Source organism: Citrobacter sp. Cu233 (genome assembly GCF_030332225.1).
Taxonomy (GTDB): Bacteria; Pseudomonadota; Gammaproteobacteria; order Enterobacterales; family Enterobacteriaceae; genus Citrobacter.
In genome coordinates, this window is the sequence record NZ_JAOWIF010000042.1 from 1 (window position 1) to 14,964 (window position 14,964).

The window sequence follows — 14,964 nt, forward strand, 5'->3', positions numbered from 1 at the left end:
TGGTGCCCGGACTCGGAATCGAACCAAGGACACGGGGATTTTCAATCCCCTGCTCTACCGACTGAGCTATCCGGGCAACGGGGCGCATTAAACCGTATTCACGCATGTCAGTCAATCAAATTTCCAGAAAAGCTGCTCAACCGCTTAATATTGCGACAATCTGTGCGTTTTTGCCTGAAGTTTGCACAAATTTCCTGATAATCCAGGTGGAAAGAGGCACAACCATGGTGACATGAGGTTGCGGGATATTGCGTGCTAAGTACGGTGGTTTCTGCTGATTCCAACTGCGTGGGTGTATGGTAAGACAAGGTGAATAACAGGGTATTTCGCACCACCGTGAAGATGGTGCGGTTTTAGCCGTGCGCCGGAAAGTAATGCTCGTTTAGGTGAGTGCGCCCCCCTGACGGCATTGGGCGAAACGCAGGATATCTTCTGCCAGGCGGTGTGCTGTTTCAACGTCAGCGTGGCTACGATTGACCAGCATGCGGCTCAGGCAGCCCTCCAGCACCAGTTCCATCTGTTTGGCGACCATTGCCGGGTCATCGACTTCCAGTGTCGTCAGCAGCTCATGTGTGAAGTCATGTGCGGCCTTTTTCTGCTGATCAGCTAACTGATGGACAGGATGTCCAGGATCGGGATAAAACGTGCAGGCAGCGATGAACAGGCAACCGGGATAGCGATTATTACTCACACATTCGGACAGTGCGTTATAGCGTGCCAGTAGTTTCTGCTCAGCGCTGAGCGTGTCATCCAGCAAAAGCTGACGCCGCCAGATATCCACCCGTTGGCTGAGGTAACGCAAGGCATCGTACAGAATGGCCTCTTTATCAGGCCAGAAGCGCTGCAGTTCATCAAGTGGATAATCGACATGCTCAGCCACCATTTCCAGTGTGGTATTGGCTATCCCTTGAACCTCAAGTAATTTCAGGGCTTCTCCCAGGACATCTTCACGTTGCACGGTATTCTCCTCCGTATTTCCTTTTGCAAGTGTCGCTCACGGTTGGCGATCGCGCAAATGCGCACTAAAGGTTGCTGCATCCATAAAGCCCGTTACCCGTGCTTGTGGATGCTCTTTACCCTGGGCATCAAAGAACAGAATGGTTGGCAGCCCTAATACCTGTAAATGTTTAAGAAGTGCGACATCTTGTGCATTGTTTGCGGTGACATCCGCCTGCAGCAGCACCGTATCGCCCAGCGCTTGTTGCACCTGTGGGTTACTGAAGGTGTACTTCTCGAACTCTTTACAGGCAACACACCAGTCAGCATACAAATCCAACATGACAGGCTTGCCTCTGGCTCGCTCCAGCGCCTGATTTAACTCGTCCACCGATGTCACTGGGATGAAGTTCAGGTGCGTCTGGGATTGGGCATGCGACGCACCGAATGCCCAATCCTGTAATGGTCGTACGCTTACCAGCGCCGCAGCTAACAGGACAATCTGCACGATACGCATCCAGCTTTGTTTTGCCTGCAGACTGGTGATGAACGCCCAGGCAAAGAATGCCATGCCAAGCAGTGACCACAGGCGAACGCCCCACTCATCACCGATAATCCGCTCAAGTAAAAAGACGGGAAGCGCAAGGATGACGAAACCAAAAGCGGTCTTGACGTGTTCCATCCATGGACCACTTTTGGGCAGCAGGCGGTTACCAAATACGGTAATCAGCATCAGGGGTAATCCCATCCCTAGTGCGTACAGATACAGCGTACCGCCTCCCAGCCACATATTCCCGCTCTGAGCGATATACAGCAAAATCGCGCTCAGTGGTGCCGTGGTGCAAGGGGAACAGATCAGTCCAGCAATTGCCCCCATTGTAAATACGCTGCCCGGAGAACCGCCTTGCTGGCGATTACTCATCAATGTCAGACGTGTTTGTAGTGAGGAAGGGAGTTGTAATGTGAACAAGCCGAACATCGACAAGGCCAGCAGCGTAAAGACAATGGCAAGCCCAATCAGTACATAGGGGTGCTGTAATGCGGCCTGGAACTGTAGCCCGGCAGCCGCAACGACCAGGCCCAGGGCAGTGTAGGTGAGCGCCATTCCCTGTACGTAGATAAAGGTCAGCAGTAGCGCTCGCCCGGTTGATAAGCGTTGTTTACCACCGAGTACGATCCCGGAAATCAGTGGATACATCGGCAGTACACAAGGGGTAAAGGCAATGCCAATCCCGATCAGCAATGCCCATAGTGCGGAAAAGGGGAGTTGGGCGGCTGGCTGTGATTGTTCTTCCGGGGCGACTGTAACAGGCGTTGGTGTGGATGTCGCATCTGTACGAGCCTTGACTTCACTGAGTGGAACGGTTTTGGTTTCTGGCGGATAGCAAAATCCGGCATCGGCACAGCCCTGGTAAGTGACGGTCAGCGTTGCACCAGATGCGGCCTGATTAATCGTTACCGGAACGTTCAACCGCTTACGGTAAATTTCACTTTTGCCGTAAAACTCATCTTCATGCCAGACGCCGGGCGGTAGCTTTACCTCGGCAATATCGGCCTGTGATGGCGTAATGCGTATCTGTTTGCGGTACAGGTAGTAGCCGTCTTTTACCTGCCATGAGAGGTTCAGGTCATGTTGGTTTTGCTGAAAATCAAAAATAAATGCCCGGTCGGCAGGGACAAACTGCGAGCGGCCAGGCGAATCAAATAATCCGGCAAAAGTGGATGTGCTGCATAGCAGCAGGATCAGCGTAAGGATGCGTTGAGCCATGAGCGGTAATTACAATCTCCGTGGGTGACGGGTAAAACCAGAAGTTCAGGTGTTTGGTACGGGTGATGTGACTTCAGGCAATCGAGAAGCGCTTGCTGGTGCGTGGCGGAGGTTTTTAAAATCATCTGGACTTCATATTCCTGCTCCAGCTTACCTTCCCAATAATAGAGAGACGTTGCACCGGGCAGTAGAGTCACGCAGGCGGCCAGTTTTTCTGCCAGTACTTTGGCTGCCAGATCCTGGGCTGTTGCTTCATCCGGGGCGGTGCAAAGCACCACAACGGTATCGGGGATGGCAATATCCTGACTCTTTACATCAAGCATAAACACCTCGAAATAACAGAGTAACCAGCAAGAGAACGGTAACTATACAACGGACGAGGGAAGGATGTTAGTTAAAGCGCGGCGGGGAGGAACTGCGGGATGCATAAGCACCCCGCAGGTAAAACTTACAGCATGAAGCTACCCAGCAAGAAGCCGAAGCAGACAGCCAGAACCACACCCAGAGTACCCGGGATGAAGAACGGATGGTTAAAGACGAATTTACCGATACGGGTAGTACCGGTGTCATCCATCTGAACCGCCGCAACCAGAGTTGGGTAGGTAGGCAGAATGAACAGACCAGAAACTGCAGCGAAAGACGCTACAGCGGTCAGTGGAGAAACGTTCAGTGCCAGAGCCATCGGCATCAGTGCTTTAGCCGTTGCAGCCTGAGAATACAGCAGTGCAGAAGCAAAGAAGAAGATGACGGCCAGCAGCCACGGATGACCCTGAATTACGCTACCTGCAGTATCTTTGATCCAGTCAATGTTGTGAGATACGAAGGTATCACCCAGCCATGCAACACCCAGGATACAAATACAGGCGCTCATACCTGCTTTGAAGGTGCTGGAGTTCAGGATGGAGTCAGTTTCAACGCGGCAGACGATTGTTGTCAGCGTTGCGATGCTCAGCATGATGATCAGAATGGCGTTGGTGGTGTTCATCAGCGGCTTAGCAACCAGACCAAGGCTTGGGCTGTTGACGATGGCGTAAACGACGACACAAACCACACCCAGCAGGAACAACCATACGGAGGTTTTCGCACCGGCTTTGATTTCAACTTGTCTTTCACCGCGCAGCTCAACCAAACCTTCTTCCAGACGCTTACGATAAATCGGATCGTCAGACAGTTTGGAGTTGAACAGCATGGTGACCAGGAAGGACATGACCAGTACAGCCAGCAGGGTGGACGGAATGACCACTGACAGCAGGTGAATGTAGCTGATACCATGACCTTCCATTACGGAAGACATGTAAACCACGGCCGCAGAGATAGGTGATGCGGTAATCGCAATCTGTGCAGAAACCACGGCAGTAGAGAGCGGACGGCAAGGTTTGATCCCTTGCTCCTTCGCTACTTCAGCGATAACTGGCAGCGTTGCCAGAGAGATGTTGCCGGTACCCGCGAAGATAGTCAGGAAATAGGTCACGATCGGCGCAAGGATCGTGATGTATTTCGGGTTCTTGCGCAGCAGTTTTTCAGTTTGATGGACCAGATAGTCCAGGCCACCTGCAATCTGCATGGCAGAGATAGCAGCGATAACCGCCATGATAATGGAAATAACATCGAACGGAATATTACCCGGTTTTACGCCAATAGCGGCGAGAACCAGAACACCCAGCCCACCTGCAAATCCAATACCGATACCCCCAAGTCTGGCACCTAAAAAGATTGCCAGCAAAACGATGATAAGTTCTAAAACTATCATATTAGCCTTCCTTGTTGTTTAACAAGTTGATATTAAATTGTTGTTTTTAAGTAACTTGGTGCAAGAAAAAAGGCACGTCATCATGACGTGCCTCCTCTGGTACTACCCTACACGATTACTGTTCGCTTTCATCAGTATAACGTTTTGCTTTATAAGCCGGGTGCATCAGGTTCTGTGCAGAGAAGATATCGTCCAGTTCTGCTTCGGTCAACAGACCACGTTCCAGGACAACTTCACGCACGCTCTTACCGGTTTCGGCACAAATTTTACCGACGATGTCACCGTTGTGGTGACCGATGAACGGGTTGAGGTAGGTGACGATACCGATGGAATTATAAACGAATGCTTCACACACTTCTTTGTTAGCAGTGATGCCGCTAACGCATTTTTCCAGCAGGTTGTAGCAAGCGTTGCTCAGAATGTGGATAGATTCGAACATTGCCTGGCCGATAACCGGTTCCATTACGTTCAGCTGCAGCTGACCTGCTTCAGATGCCATGGTAACAGTAACGTCGTTACCGATGACTTTAAAGCAAACCTGGTTTACAACTTCTGGAACAACCGGGTTCACTTTTGCTGGCATGATGGAAGAGCCCGCCTGCAGTTCCGGCAGGTTGATCTCATTCAGGCCGGCACGTGGGCCAGAGGAGAGCAAACGCAGGTCGTTACAGATTTTGGACATTTTCACAGCCAGACGTTTCAGTGCACCGTGCACCATAACGTATGCGCCGCAGTCGGAGGTTGCTTCAATCAGGTCTTCTGCCGGAACGCAGGCGAAACCGGTCACTTCAGCCAGTTTTTGCACTGCCAGCGGAGAGTACTCTTTCGGTGTGTTCAGACCCGTACCGATTGCAGTTGCGCCGAGGTTAACTTCCAGCAGCAGCTCAGCGGTACGTCCAATGTTTTTCACTTCTTCTTTCAACAGTACGCTGAAAGCACGGAATTCCTGACCGAGGGTCATCGGTACAGCATCCTGCAACTGGGTACGACCCATTTTCAGGATGTCCTGGAACTCAACAGCTTTTTGCTCGAAGCCTTCACGCAGCTGGTTCAGGGCATCAATCAGTTTGATGATGGATGCGTAAACAGCGATACGGAAACCGGTCGGGTAAGCGTCGTTGGTAGACTGACATTTGTTGACGTGGTCGTTCGGGTTCAGGTACTGATATTCACCTTTCTGGTGACCCATCAGTTCCAGACCGATATTGGCCAGCACTTCGTTGGTGTTCATGTTGACGGAGGTACCCGCACCGCCCTGGTAAACATCTACCGGGAACTGATCCATGCATTTTCCGTTATTCAGGACTTCATCACACGCCGCGATGATGGCATTTGCCACACTCTTAGGAATAGTTTGCAGCTCTTTGTTGGCCAGTGCCGCTGCCTTTTTAACCATTACCATGCCGCGAACAAATTCAGGAATGTCACTGATTTTGTTGTTGCTAATGTAGAAGTTTTCAATCGCTCTCAGAGTGTGAACACCATAGTAAGCGTCCGCTGGAACTTCCCTGGTACCCAACAAGTCTTCTTCGATACGAATGTTGTTTAACATGTGAACCTTCTTTTTCAAGCTGCCAATGATTTGACTAAACACACAGGATATATGTGATTTCGATTGTTTCTCGACCGACGATTATCCCCTGCATCGGTCTGATACCCGAGATCATATGCTGGTTCAGGATTTCTACCGTAATCTGGATCACTTAAAGCGTGGAATTTACCCCTTATTTATTATTCTGTGAAATAGATCACCCCTTTAGGATTAACACCAAATATTAGTGTACAAGCAGCTTGAAATTTTGCTAATCACCACAATATTAGAGTGATGCAAGTCACACAATTTTCGAACAGTTGTTGGTGAAAACGACTGTTTTCAACAGGAGAGCCCTTTGCGCTGGATACCATTACTTGCCATTTTTCTCTATGTTTACATAGAGATATCTATTTTTATCCAGGTTGCCCATGTGCTGGGTGTCCTGATGACCCTGATTTTGGTTATTTTTACCTCGGTTATCGGTATGTCTCTGGTTCGTAACCAAGGGTTTAAGAACTTTTTACTGATGCAACAGAAAATGGCAGCAGGTGAAAGTCCGGCTGCAGAAATGATCAAGAGCGTGTCGTTGATTATCGCCGGCTTGCTGTTGGTGTTGCCTGGATTCTTCACCGATTTCCTCGGTCTTCTTCTTTTATTACCACCGGTGCAGAAACATTTGACCATGAAGTTACTGCCACATTTGCGTTTTTCGCGTATGCCCGGTGGTGGATTTAGTGCCGGAACTGGCGGTGGTGATACCTTTGACGGTGAATTTCAGCGCAAGGATGACGATCGTAACCGCCTTGATCATAAAGATGACGATCGCCGTGACTGACCCGGTAGGCCCGGTAAGCGTTCGTGACACCGGGCTTTTTTACTGATTATCTGGCCTCCGCCATTTTCCGGTTCGGTAAAAACAGCCATAACCCCGCCAGCATAATCAACGCATACAGACTCTTCCAGCCGACCATCGCCAGCAGCAGTAGGCACAGCAGCCCCCCCACTATCGCCAGCACGCGATAGTGCCCTTTTAGCAATCGACACCCTGCCAGCATGCATAGCAGATAAATCATAATAAAGATGCCGTTAGCGTAGACGATTAACGCGTCGAGATTGATTTGCAGCATATAAATGCACAAGGTACTGACGACGCAACAACCCAATACTGCGTTTAGCGCATTGCTCGGGAGATGGCGAGGGGACAGGCGAGCCAGATAGCCTTCAGGTTTATATTGTGCTTGCGACCACACCAGACGGGCGAAACTTTGGATATAAATGTTCAGGCTGGCAAAGCAGGCCAGATAACCAATGATGCAGGCAACCCACAGGGCCTGAACGCCAAACAGTTGGACGACGATTTCAGGCAGCGATGCCGCCGCCGCCATCTGCTCACCGTAGGCATCAAAATGTAGTACAACGACGGTACATGCCCAGTACACGGAACCGGCCAGTAGCAGGCCAATCATCAGGGCGCGCGGGAAATCCCGTTCCGGATTTTTGAATTCAGAGGCCAGGTGTGCGAACGCTTCAAGGCCAACAAAGCACCAGAACATCACCGACAGCGCGGCAAAAAGCCCGGGAAACTCAATCTTGTCGATGGCAGGAAAGGGGATCTCACTCGGTTTCAACTCGCCAGCCCACCAGATGGCGACAACCAGCGCTACGATCAGTCCGGCAATCACCGTTTGCAGGTTAGCGCTGGAGCTGGCACCCCGCGAACCGATGTACCAGACCAATACCAGCGTGCCGAGCTCTGCCAACAGAAGCTGCCAACCATGCCAGCCAAACATTGCCTGGCCAAATCCTGCGGCGATGTGCAATGCCGCAGGTAACCCCACTGGAATTACCGATAAAAAAAGCCATCCGGTAACGCGCTCAAGTCTTGAGCCAAAGGCCATGCCGACAAAATGCGCCACGCCGCCTGCACTGGGAAAATGGCGACCGAGTACGGCAAAGACAATCGCCACCGGAAAGACTAAAACGATCAGTACCGGCCATGCCCACAGGCTGTTGTTGCCAGCAACCAGCGCGGCCAGCGCGGGGACGGCGAAAACGCCTGTACCTAACAATGATGTCGACAACAGGCCAACGCCCTGAGCCAGTCCCAGCTCTTGTTTTAGTCCGCTCATAAGTTGTTATCCGGTTATGCCCATGTACCGGGCTACAGCGCAGATTTTCGATGGTATCACAATAGGATTTGCTTATGACGACGCGGCTGAAATCGTTATGAAATGTGAGGCGTGTCGGTGTTTTGACGGGATTTTCTGCTGATAAAAATTTTTTTTCGCTTGCCCCCTTGAAGGCACAAAAGCCCATCCCCATCTCTCTGGTCACTAGCCGGGATACCGTTTACGGGCCGGCGTCACCCATAACTGATAAAGACTTTCTCAAAGGAGAGCTATCAATGAGTATTCGTCCGTTACATGATCGTGTGATCGTCAAACGTAAAGAAGTTGAATCCAAATCTGCTGGTGGCATCGTATTGACCGGTTCCGCAGCAGGTAAATCAACTCGTGGCGAAATCATCGCTGTCGGTAAGGGTCGCATCCTGGACAACGGTTCTGTACAGCCGCTGGACGTGAAAGTCGGCGATATCGTCATTTTCAACGATGGCTACGGTGTTAAATCTGAGAAGATCGACAATGAAGAAGTGTTGATCATGTCTGAAAGCGACATCCTGGCAATTGTTGAAGCCTAATCCGCGAACGACACTGAACATACGAATTTAAGGGAAAGAGAAAATGGCAGCTAAAGACGTAAAATTCGGTAACGACGCTCGTGTGAAAATGCTGCGCGGCGTGAATGTACTGGCAGATGCAGTGAAAGTTACCCTCGGTCCAAAAGGCCGTAACGTAGTTCTGGATAAATCTTTCGGCGCACCGACCATCACTAAAGATGGTGTTTCTGTTGCACGTGAAATCGAGCTGGAAGACAAGTTCGAAAACATGGGCGCGCAGATGGTGAAAGAAGTTGCCTCTAAAGCGAACGACGCTGCAGGCGACGGTACCACCACCGCAACCGTCCTGGCTCAGTCTATCATTACTGAAGGCCTGAAAGCTGTTGCAGCGGGTATGAACCCGATGGATCTGAAACGTGGTATCGACAAAGCTGTCGCTGCTGCAGTTGAAGAACTGAAAGCACTGTCCGTACCGTGCTCCGACTCTAAAGCGATTGCTCAGGTTGGTACCATCTCCGCTAACTCCGACGAAACCGTAGGTAAACTGATCGCTGAAGCGATGGACAAAGTCGGTAAAGAAGGCGTGATCACCGTTGAAGACGGTACCGGTCTGCAGGACGAACTGGACGTGGTTGAAGGTATGCAGTTTGACCGCGGTTACCTGTCTCCTTACTTCATCAACAAGCCGGAAACGGGCGCAGTAGAACTGGAAACGCCGTTCATCCTGCTGGCTGACAAGAAAATCTCCAACATTCGCGAAATGCTGCCGGTTCTGGAAGCCGTTGCTAAAGCAGGCAAACCGCTGCTGATCATCGCTGAAGATGTTGAAGGCGAAGCGCTGGCGACCCTGGTTGTTAACACCATGCGTGGCATCGTTAAAGTGGCTGCAGTTAAAGCACCTGGCTTCGGCGATCGTCGCAAAGCAATGCTGCAGGATATCGCAACCCTGACTGGCGGTACCGTCATCTCTGAAGAGATCGGTATGGAGCTGGAAAAAGCGACCCTGGAAGATCTGGGTCAGGCAAAACGTGTTGTTATCAACAAAGACACCACCACCATCATCGATGGCGTGGGTGAAGAAGCGGCAATCCAGGGTCGTGTGACTCAGATTCGTCAGCAGATCGAAGAAGCAACTTCTGATTACGACCGTGAAAAACTGCAGGAGCGCGTAGCGAAACTGGCTGGCGGTGTTGCTGTGATCAAAGTCGGTGCTGCAACCGAAGTTGAAATGAAAGAGAAGAAAGCTCGCGTTGAAGATGCTCTGCACGCGACCCGTGCTGCAGTAGAAGAAGGCGTGGTTGCTGGTGGTGGTGTAGCGCTGATCCGCGTAGCATCCAAAATTGCTGGCCTGAAAGGTCAGAACGAAGACCAGAACGTGGGTATCAAAGTTGCGCTGCGCGCAATGGAATCTCCGCTGCGTCAAATCGTTCTGAACTGCGGCGAAGAGCCGTCTGTTGTTGCTAACACCGTGAAAGCGGGCGACGGTAACTACGGTTACAACGCTGCAACTGAAGAATACGGCAACATGATCGATATGGGTATCCTGGATCCGACCAAAGTAACCCGTTCTGCTCTGCAGTACGCGGCTTCTGTTGCGGGCCTGATGATCACCACCGAGTGCATGGTTACCGACCTGCCGAAAGGCGATGCGCCTGACTTAGGGGCTGCTGGTATGGGTGGCATGGGTGGAATGGGCGGCATGATGTAATTGCCCACACCCTGCATCCTTCAGGCTGCAGATGCGTTGGCTGCGTTTGCTAACCCCAGTCACTTACTTGAGTAAGCTCCTGGGGATTAACAAACTGGCCGCCTTCCTGCAACCAGAATGATTTGGGTGCTCATTTCCCAGAATTGAGAAACCCCCGGGCAGAAATGTCCGGGGGTTTTTCTTTTGGTCATCTTTTTAGTATATGATTCAGCTACGGACATAAGGTCCAGCTCATTGATTATGGGGAATAACATGCACGTGAAATATTTAGCAGGGATCGTTGGTGCCGCGCTACTGATGGCGGGTTGTAGCTCCAGCAACGAATTGAGTTCAGCCGGACAAAGCGTTCGCTTTGTTGAAGATAAGCCTGGCGCTGAGTGTCAACTGATCGGCACTGCGACCGGTAAACAGAGCAACTGGCTTTCTGGCCAGCATGGCGAAGAAGGTGGTTCTATGCGTGGCGCGGCGAACGATCTGCGTAACCAGGCCGCAGCAATGGGCGGTAACGTGATTTATGGCGTCAGTAGCCCATCTCAGGGAATGCTCTCCAGTTTTGTCCCGACCGCCAGCGAGATGAATGGTCAGGTTTATAAGTGCCCTAACTGATAGACGCTGTTGATGCCGGCTGGCGAGGCTGACATGTCTTATCCGGCCTACAGGTATCAGTAAACGTAGGCCTGATAAGCACAGCATGGAGTGTCCCTGAACAGGGCACTCACAGAGGTTACTGCTGTCGTAATTGCAAATCCAACGGCGTTTTACTTGGCTCACCGCCAATTTCGCGCGCCAGTTTTGGGACCATATAGCCTGAAACAAGCGTCAGCAGCTCTCGCATGATTTTCCGCGCTTCATCGTCACTCACCATAAAGTGAGCGGCTCCCTGCACTTTATCCAAAACATGCAGGTAATAGGGCATCACGCCTGCATCAAACAGTGCATTGCTCAGGTTTGCCAGCGTTTGCGCGTTGTCGTTCACGCCACGCAGCAGGACGCTTTGGTTAAGCAATGTGACGCCCGCTTTACGCAAGCTTGCCATCGCCTGACGGAATGTCTCATCAATTTCGTTCGCGTGGTTAATGTGATTCACCAGCAGAATTTGCAGAGAAGACCGCGCAAAACGATCGACTAACCCTTCGGTAATGCGAGCCGGGATCACAATTGGCAAGCGGCTGTGAATTCGCAGACGCTTAATGTGTGAAATGGCCTCCAGTTGCGTGAGTAACCAGTCAAGCTCGTGATCCTTAGCCATGAGGGGATCGCCACCGGAGAAAATAATCTCATCCAGTTCAGGGTGCGCGGCGATGTAATCTAATGCAACCTGCCAGTTACGTTTATTCCCCTGGTTCTCGGCATACGGGAAGTGGCGACGGAAGCAATAGCGGCAGTTTACCGCACATCCGCCTTTGACCAGCAGCAACGCCCGGTTGCGATATTTATGCAGCAATCCAGGAACGACGCTGTGCTGCTCTTCCAGTGGATCGGTAGAAAACCCGGGGGCGGCAACGAATTCATCCTGCGAGGTTAGCACCTGACGCAGTAGCGGATCGTTGGGGTTGCCTTTCTCCATGCGTGCGATAAACGATCGCGGCACGCGAAGGGCAAAAAGACGTTTTGCCTCACGACCAGCGAGCAAATTTTCATCAGCGTCTATATTCAAAAGACGTAATAGTTCATCCGGATCGGTGAGAACATCGGCAAGTTGTACTAACCAATCTTCTCTGGATGGGGTGTTTAGGGTTACAATATGCGCCATTTTGTGGCTTAGCTACCAGTTAACAATTTCAGAGGGCCTTATGGCGACTTACTATAGCAACGATTTTCGTGCCGGTCTTAAAATCATGATGGATGGCGAACCTTATGCGGTTGAAGCCAGTGAATTCGTTAAACCGGGTAAAGGCCAGGCATTTGCACGCGTTAAGCTGCGCCGCCTGCTGACCGGTACTCGTGTAGAGAAAACCTTCAAATCTACCGACTCCGCAGAAGGCGCAGACGTTGTAGATATGAACCTGACTTACCTGTACAACGACGGTGAGTTCTACCATTTCATGAACAACTCCACTTTCGAACAGCTTGCTGCTGACGCGAAAGCGGTAGGTGATAGTGCTAAATGGCTGCTGGATCAGGCTGAGTGCATCGTGACCCTGTGGAATGGTCAGCCTATCTCCGTGACCCCGCCGAACTTCGTTGAGCTGGAAATCATTGAAACTGACCCAGGTCTGAAAGGTGACACTGCAGGTACTGGTGGTAAACCAGCGACTCTGTCCACCGGTGCAGTGGTTAAAGTTCCGCTGTTCGTACAGATCGGCGAAGTCATCAAAGTGGATACCCGCTCTGGCGAATACGTATCCCGCGTGAAGTAATATTCTTCATCTTTCAGGCTGCATCAGGCGGCCTGAATGATTTTGCGTATTTTTAAGATGTTGGTGCAGATTGCTGCGCCATACTTTTCCAGGGCAGGAATGATGAAACGTCTTCTCGGTCTTGTAATGCTTATCCTTTTCACCAGCACCCTCCTGGCGGGCTGTAATACGGCACGCGGCTTCGGTGAAGATATCAAACATCTTGGTAATTCAATTTCTCACGCTGCCAGTTAGTCCCCTCATATTGTCTTAAAAACGCTCGTTTATCCGTCACCCTCCCGGATCTTGTCTATTATTAAGTAGCTATACACAAACAATATTGGCTGGAAAAGGAAGACGTTATGGTTAAGAAGACAATTGCTGCGATCTTTTCTGTGTTGGTACTTTCTTCCGTATTAACGGCGTGTAATACGACGCGAGGCGTAGGTCAGGATATTTCTGAGGGCGGTAGTGCCATTTCTGGTGCAGCGACAAAGGCTCAGCAATAACTATTAACGGTACGACGCACAGTCGTACCGTTAATTCATCTTCTCAGGTAGAGAGAGAAACGGTGAAAAGCGGTTCCCAAGGTGTAGCTTCATACGGATATTTCGCTTATAGGTGTACACCGTTTTACCATGAATGCAGAGCGCGGCGGCTATTGCATTGTTATCAACGCCATCCATCCACAACGACAGTACCTTCTCTTCCTGTGGCGTAAGCAGCGGTGTGGCATTTTTAGGTGTATCTAATACGGGGCGGATCTGTAGCGCATCCTGGATCGTGCGCGAAAGATCATGCAGCGTGATATGTTTGGACAATGTCGAGTGAACGGCAGAGTGAGGGGGACCGATTGGGTTATGCGATCGGCCGCCTGATTGTAGTAAAATCAGAGGGATGGCGCCACAGCTCATAAAAAATGGTGCGATAGGGGGGCTGGAGTGAATATCGCTGAGAAAACTACATAAATCTGCGATTACCAGATGTGGCTTCCACTGCAAAATATGCTCTTTAGCCAACATCAGATTATTAATCCCTGACACCAGAAATGAAGAGTTGAACATACCAGAATGATTAAGCAAGGCCTCTATCCCTGTGCGGGTGAAGTGGCACCGGTCAATCACTAAAATTTTAAGCATAAACCTTTCGCATTCAGAAGAGGATCAAACGGCTTCCTGAGTTCAGAAAGCTCTTCATCATAGAGAAGTCCAATGTGAGACAAATGCGGGAACTACGCCTCTAATTGGGCTTAATTCTTGCTTTAAGTAAGCAATGAATAAAAAGGTTGAAATTCATTTTCTCCCGGGCAAAAATGCCATTTCATACATCTGCTTTGCGGGACGACCTGCAAACTGCATCTTTCACCCGGGGACGGCCCCATAGTGTTCTGGAGCCTGTTATGTCCTGGATTGTTTTACTTATCGCTGGCCTGCTTGAAGTTGTCTGGGCAATTGGTCTGAAATATACCCACGGTTTTACCCGTTTAACGCCAAGTATTATCACCATTGCGGCGATGATCGTCAGTATCGCTATGCTTTCCTGGGCGATGAGAACGCTGCCGGTTGGTACGGCTTATGCCGTCTGGACCGGGATTGGTGCGGTAGGGGCAGCCATTACCGGCATTCTGCTACTGGGTGAATCAGCCAGCCCGGCGCGTCTGCTCAGCCTGGGGTTGATTGTTGCTGGCATTATTGGCCTGAAGCTCAGCACCCACTAAGCGCCTGGCTGTTTTACCCAAATCAACTTGTTCACTTCAAACCCTTCCCGGGTCGCGACTGCCAGCATCTGCTGTTTCATCTCATCTGAAATCGTTGGGGTGCGAGAGAGGATCCACAGATAGTCGCGATCCGGGCCACAGACCAGCGCATGGCGATACTCCCGGTCGAGAGCAATCACGTTATACCCACCATAGAAGGGACCGAAGAACGAGACCTTAAGAGCAGCCCGTCCAGGGTCGCCGGTGAAATAGGCTTTGCCTTGCGTTTTTTGCCACATGCCTCGGTCCGGGTTGTAACCTTTGTTGATGACATTGATCCCACCGTCATCGCGCAAGCTATATGTTGCAGTAACTTTATCCAACCCACGTTCAAAGCGGTGGTCGAACCGCGCGATCTCATACCAGGTGCCAAGATAACGTTTAGCATCAAAGTTGTTTACAACAGTAACGCCTTTGGGCGGCGTAGGTGAACTGCAAGCCACTACCAGAAATGCAGCCGTGACTGCAGCAACGACAGGCAGAATGCGCATGGGAT

The 14,964-nt window shown here is 50.8% G+C and carries 17 protein-coding genes and 1 tRNA gene; 8 read left to right on the plus strand and 10 right to left on the minus strand.

Features of this window, described 5'->3' with window-relative positions; translation table 11 throughout:
* The 6 genes from OGX95_RS18540 to aspA form a co-directional block, all read right to left on the minus strand.
* A tRNA-Phe gene (locus OGX95_RS18540) sits at positions 1-76 on the minus strand.
* 306 nt (positions 77-382) lie between these two features.
* Positions 383-958 carry a transcriptional regulator gene (locus tag OGX95_RS18545; RefSeq protein WP_271440259.1) on the minus strand — a complete coding sequence of 192 codons (576 nt, stop codon included), beginning with the start codon at positions 956-958 and terminating at the stop codon, positions 383-385.
* Between the two features lie 36 nt (positions 959-994).
* The gene (locus OGX95_RS18550) at positions 995-2,704 is read right to left on the minus strand and encodes a protein-disulfide reductase DsbD (protein ID WP_286630528.1); all 1,710 of its coding nucleotides are present in this window, start codon (positions 2,702-2,704) and stop codon (positions 995-997) included.
* Positions 2,680-3,027, minus strand: a complete 348-nt coding sequence (cutA, locus tag OGX95_RS18555; protein WP_286630529.1) for a divalent cation tolerance protein CutA — start codon at positions 3,025-3,027, stop codon at positions 2,680-2,682. The genes OGX95_RS18550 and cutA overlap by 25 nt, the downstream gene beginning before the upstream one ends.
* Positions 3,028-3,152: 125 nt before the next feature.
* Positions 3,153-4,454, minus strand: coding sequence for an anaerobic C4-dicarboxylate transporter DcuA (gene dcuA / locus OGX95_RS18560; RefSeq protein WP_137384022.1), 1,302 nt, complete (start codon positions 4,452-4,454; stop codon positions 3,153-3,155).
* A 115-nt stretch (positions 4,455-4,569) separates the two neighbouring features.
* Positions 4,570-6,006, minus strand: coding sequence for an aspartate ammonia-lyase (gene aspA, locus OGX95_RS18565; RefSeq protein ID WP_048212919.1), 1,437 nt, complete (start codon positions 6,004-6,006; stop codon positions 4,570-4,572).
* 337 nt (positions 6,007-6,343) lie between these two features.
* Here aspA and OGX95_RS18570 point away from each other — a divergent pair, with 337 nt between their 5' ends.
* Positions 6,344-6,823 (plus strand): FxsA family protein, encoded by a 480-nt coding sequence (locus OGX95_RS18570; RefSeq protein WP_005120978.1) that lies wholly within the window; start codon positions 6,344-6,346, stop codon positions 6,821-6,823.
* Between the two features lie 46 nt (positions 6,824-6,869).
* Here OGX95_RS18570 and yjeH read toward each other — a convergent pair whose 3' ends face one another.
* A complete protein-coding gene (gene yjeH, locus OGX95_RS18575; RefSeq protein WP_286630530.1) occupies positions 6,870-8,117 on the minus strand; it encodes an L-methionine/branched-chain amino acid transporter in 1,248 nt (415 codons plus the stop codon).
* 275 nt (positions 8,118-8,392) lie between these two features.
* On the opposite strand from yjeH, the gene OGX95_RS18580 reads away from it, so the two are divergent.
* The 3 genes from OGX95_RS18580 (at position 8,393) to OGX95_RS18590 (ending at position 10,979) form a co-directional block, all read left to right on the plus strand.
* Positions 8,393-8,686, plus strand: a complete 294-nt coding sequence (locus OGX95_RS18580) for a co-chaperone GroES (protein WP_005120976.1) — start codon at positions 8,393-8,395, stop codon at positions 8,684-8,686.
* Positions 8,687-8,729: 43 nt separating this feature from the next.
* Positions 8,730-10,373, plus strand: a complete 1,644-nt coding sequence (groL, locus tag OGX95_RS18585; protein ID WP_137384020.1) for a chaperonin GroEL — start codon at positions 8,730-8,732, stop codon at positions 10,371-10,373.
* A gap of 252 nt (positions 10,374-10,625) precedes the next feature.
* Positions 10,626-10,979, plus strand: a complete 354-nt coding sequence (locus OGX95_RS18590; protein ID WP_005120974.1) for a DUF4156 domain-containing protein — start codon at positions 10,626-10,628, stop codon at positions 10,977-10,979.
* A gap of 118 nt (positions 10,980-11,097) precedes the next feature.
* On the opposite strand, the gene epmB is transcribed toward OGX95_RS18590, so the two are convergent.
* Entirely contained in the window at positions 11,098-12,126 is a 1,029-nt protein-coding gene (gene epmB, locus OGX95_RS18595) for an EF-P beta-lysylation protein EpmB (protein WP_286630531.1), read from the minus strand.
* Positions 12,127-12,166: 40 nt separating this feature from the next.
* Here epmB and efp point away from each other — a divergent pair, with 40 nt between their 5' ends.
* The 3 genes from efp (at position 12,167) to ecnB (ending at position 13,221) form a co-directional block, all read left to right on the plus strand.
* A complete protein-coding gene (efp, locus tag OGX95_RS18600; protein WP_005120972.1) occupies positions 12,167-12,733 on the plus strand; it encodes an elongation factor P in 567 nt (188 codons plus the stop codon).
* Between the two features lie 99 nt (positions 12,734-12,832).
* On the plus strand, positions 12,833-12,967 hold the full coding sequence (gene ecnA / locus OGX95_RS18605) for a lipoprotein antitoxin entericidin A (RefSeq protein ID WP_040232999.1): 135 nt from the start codon (positions 12,833-12,835) through the stop codon (positions 12,965-12,967).
* Between the two features lie 107 nt (positions 12,968-13,074).
* Positions 13,075-13,221, plus strand: a complete 147-nt coding sequence (ecnB, locus tag OGX95_RS18610; protein ID WP_003025482.1) for a lipoprotein toxin entericidin B — start codon at positions 13,075-13,077, stop codon at positions 13,219-13,221.
* A gap of 30 nt (positions 13,222-13,251) precedes the next feature.
* Here the strand turns inward: ecnB and OGX95_RS18615 are convergent, their stop codons facing one another.
* Entirely contained in the window at positions 13,252-13,851 is a 600-nt protein-coding gene (locus OGX95_RS18615; protein WP_286630532.1) for a LuxR C-terminal-related transcriptional regulator, read from the minus strand.
* A gap of 260 nt (positions 13,852-14,111) precedes the next feature.
* Here OGX95_RS18615 and sugE point away from each other — a divergent pair, with 260 nt between their 5' ends.
* Positions 14,112-14,429, plus strand: coding sequence for a quaternary ammonium compound efflux SMR transporter SugE (gene sugE, locus OGX95_RS18620; RefSeq protein ID WP_000118520.1), 318 nt, complete (start codon positions 14,112-14,114; stop codon positions 14,427-14,429).
* On the opposite strand, the gene OGX95_RS18625 is transcribed toward sugE, so the two are convergent.
* Positions 14,426-14,959, minus strand: coding sequence for a lipocalin family protein (locus OGX95_RS18625; protein WP_286630533.1), 534 nt, complete (start codon positions 14,957-14,959; stop codon positions 14,426-14,428). The two genes, sugE and OGX95_RS18625, sit on opposite strands and share 4 nt — an antisense overlap.
* Between the last annotated feature and the right edge of the window lie 5 nt (positions 14,960-14,964).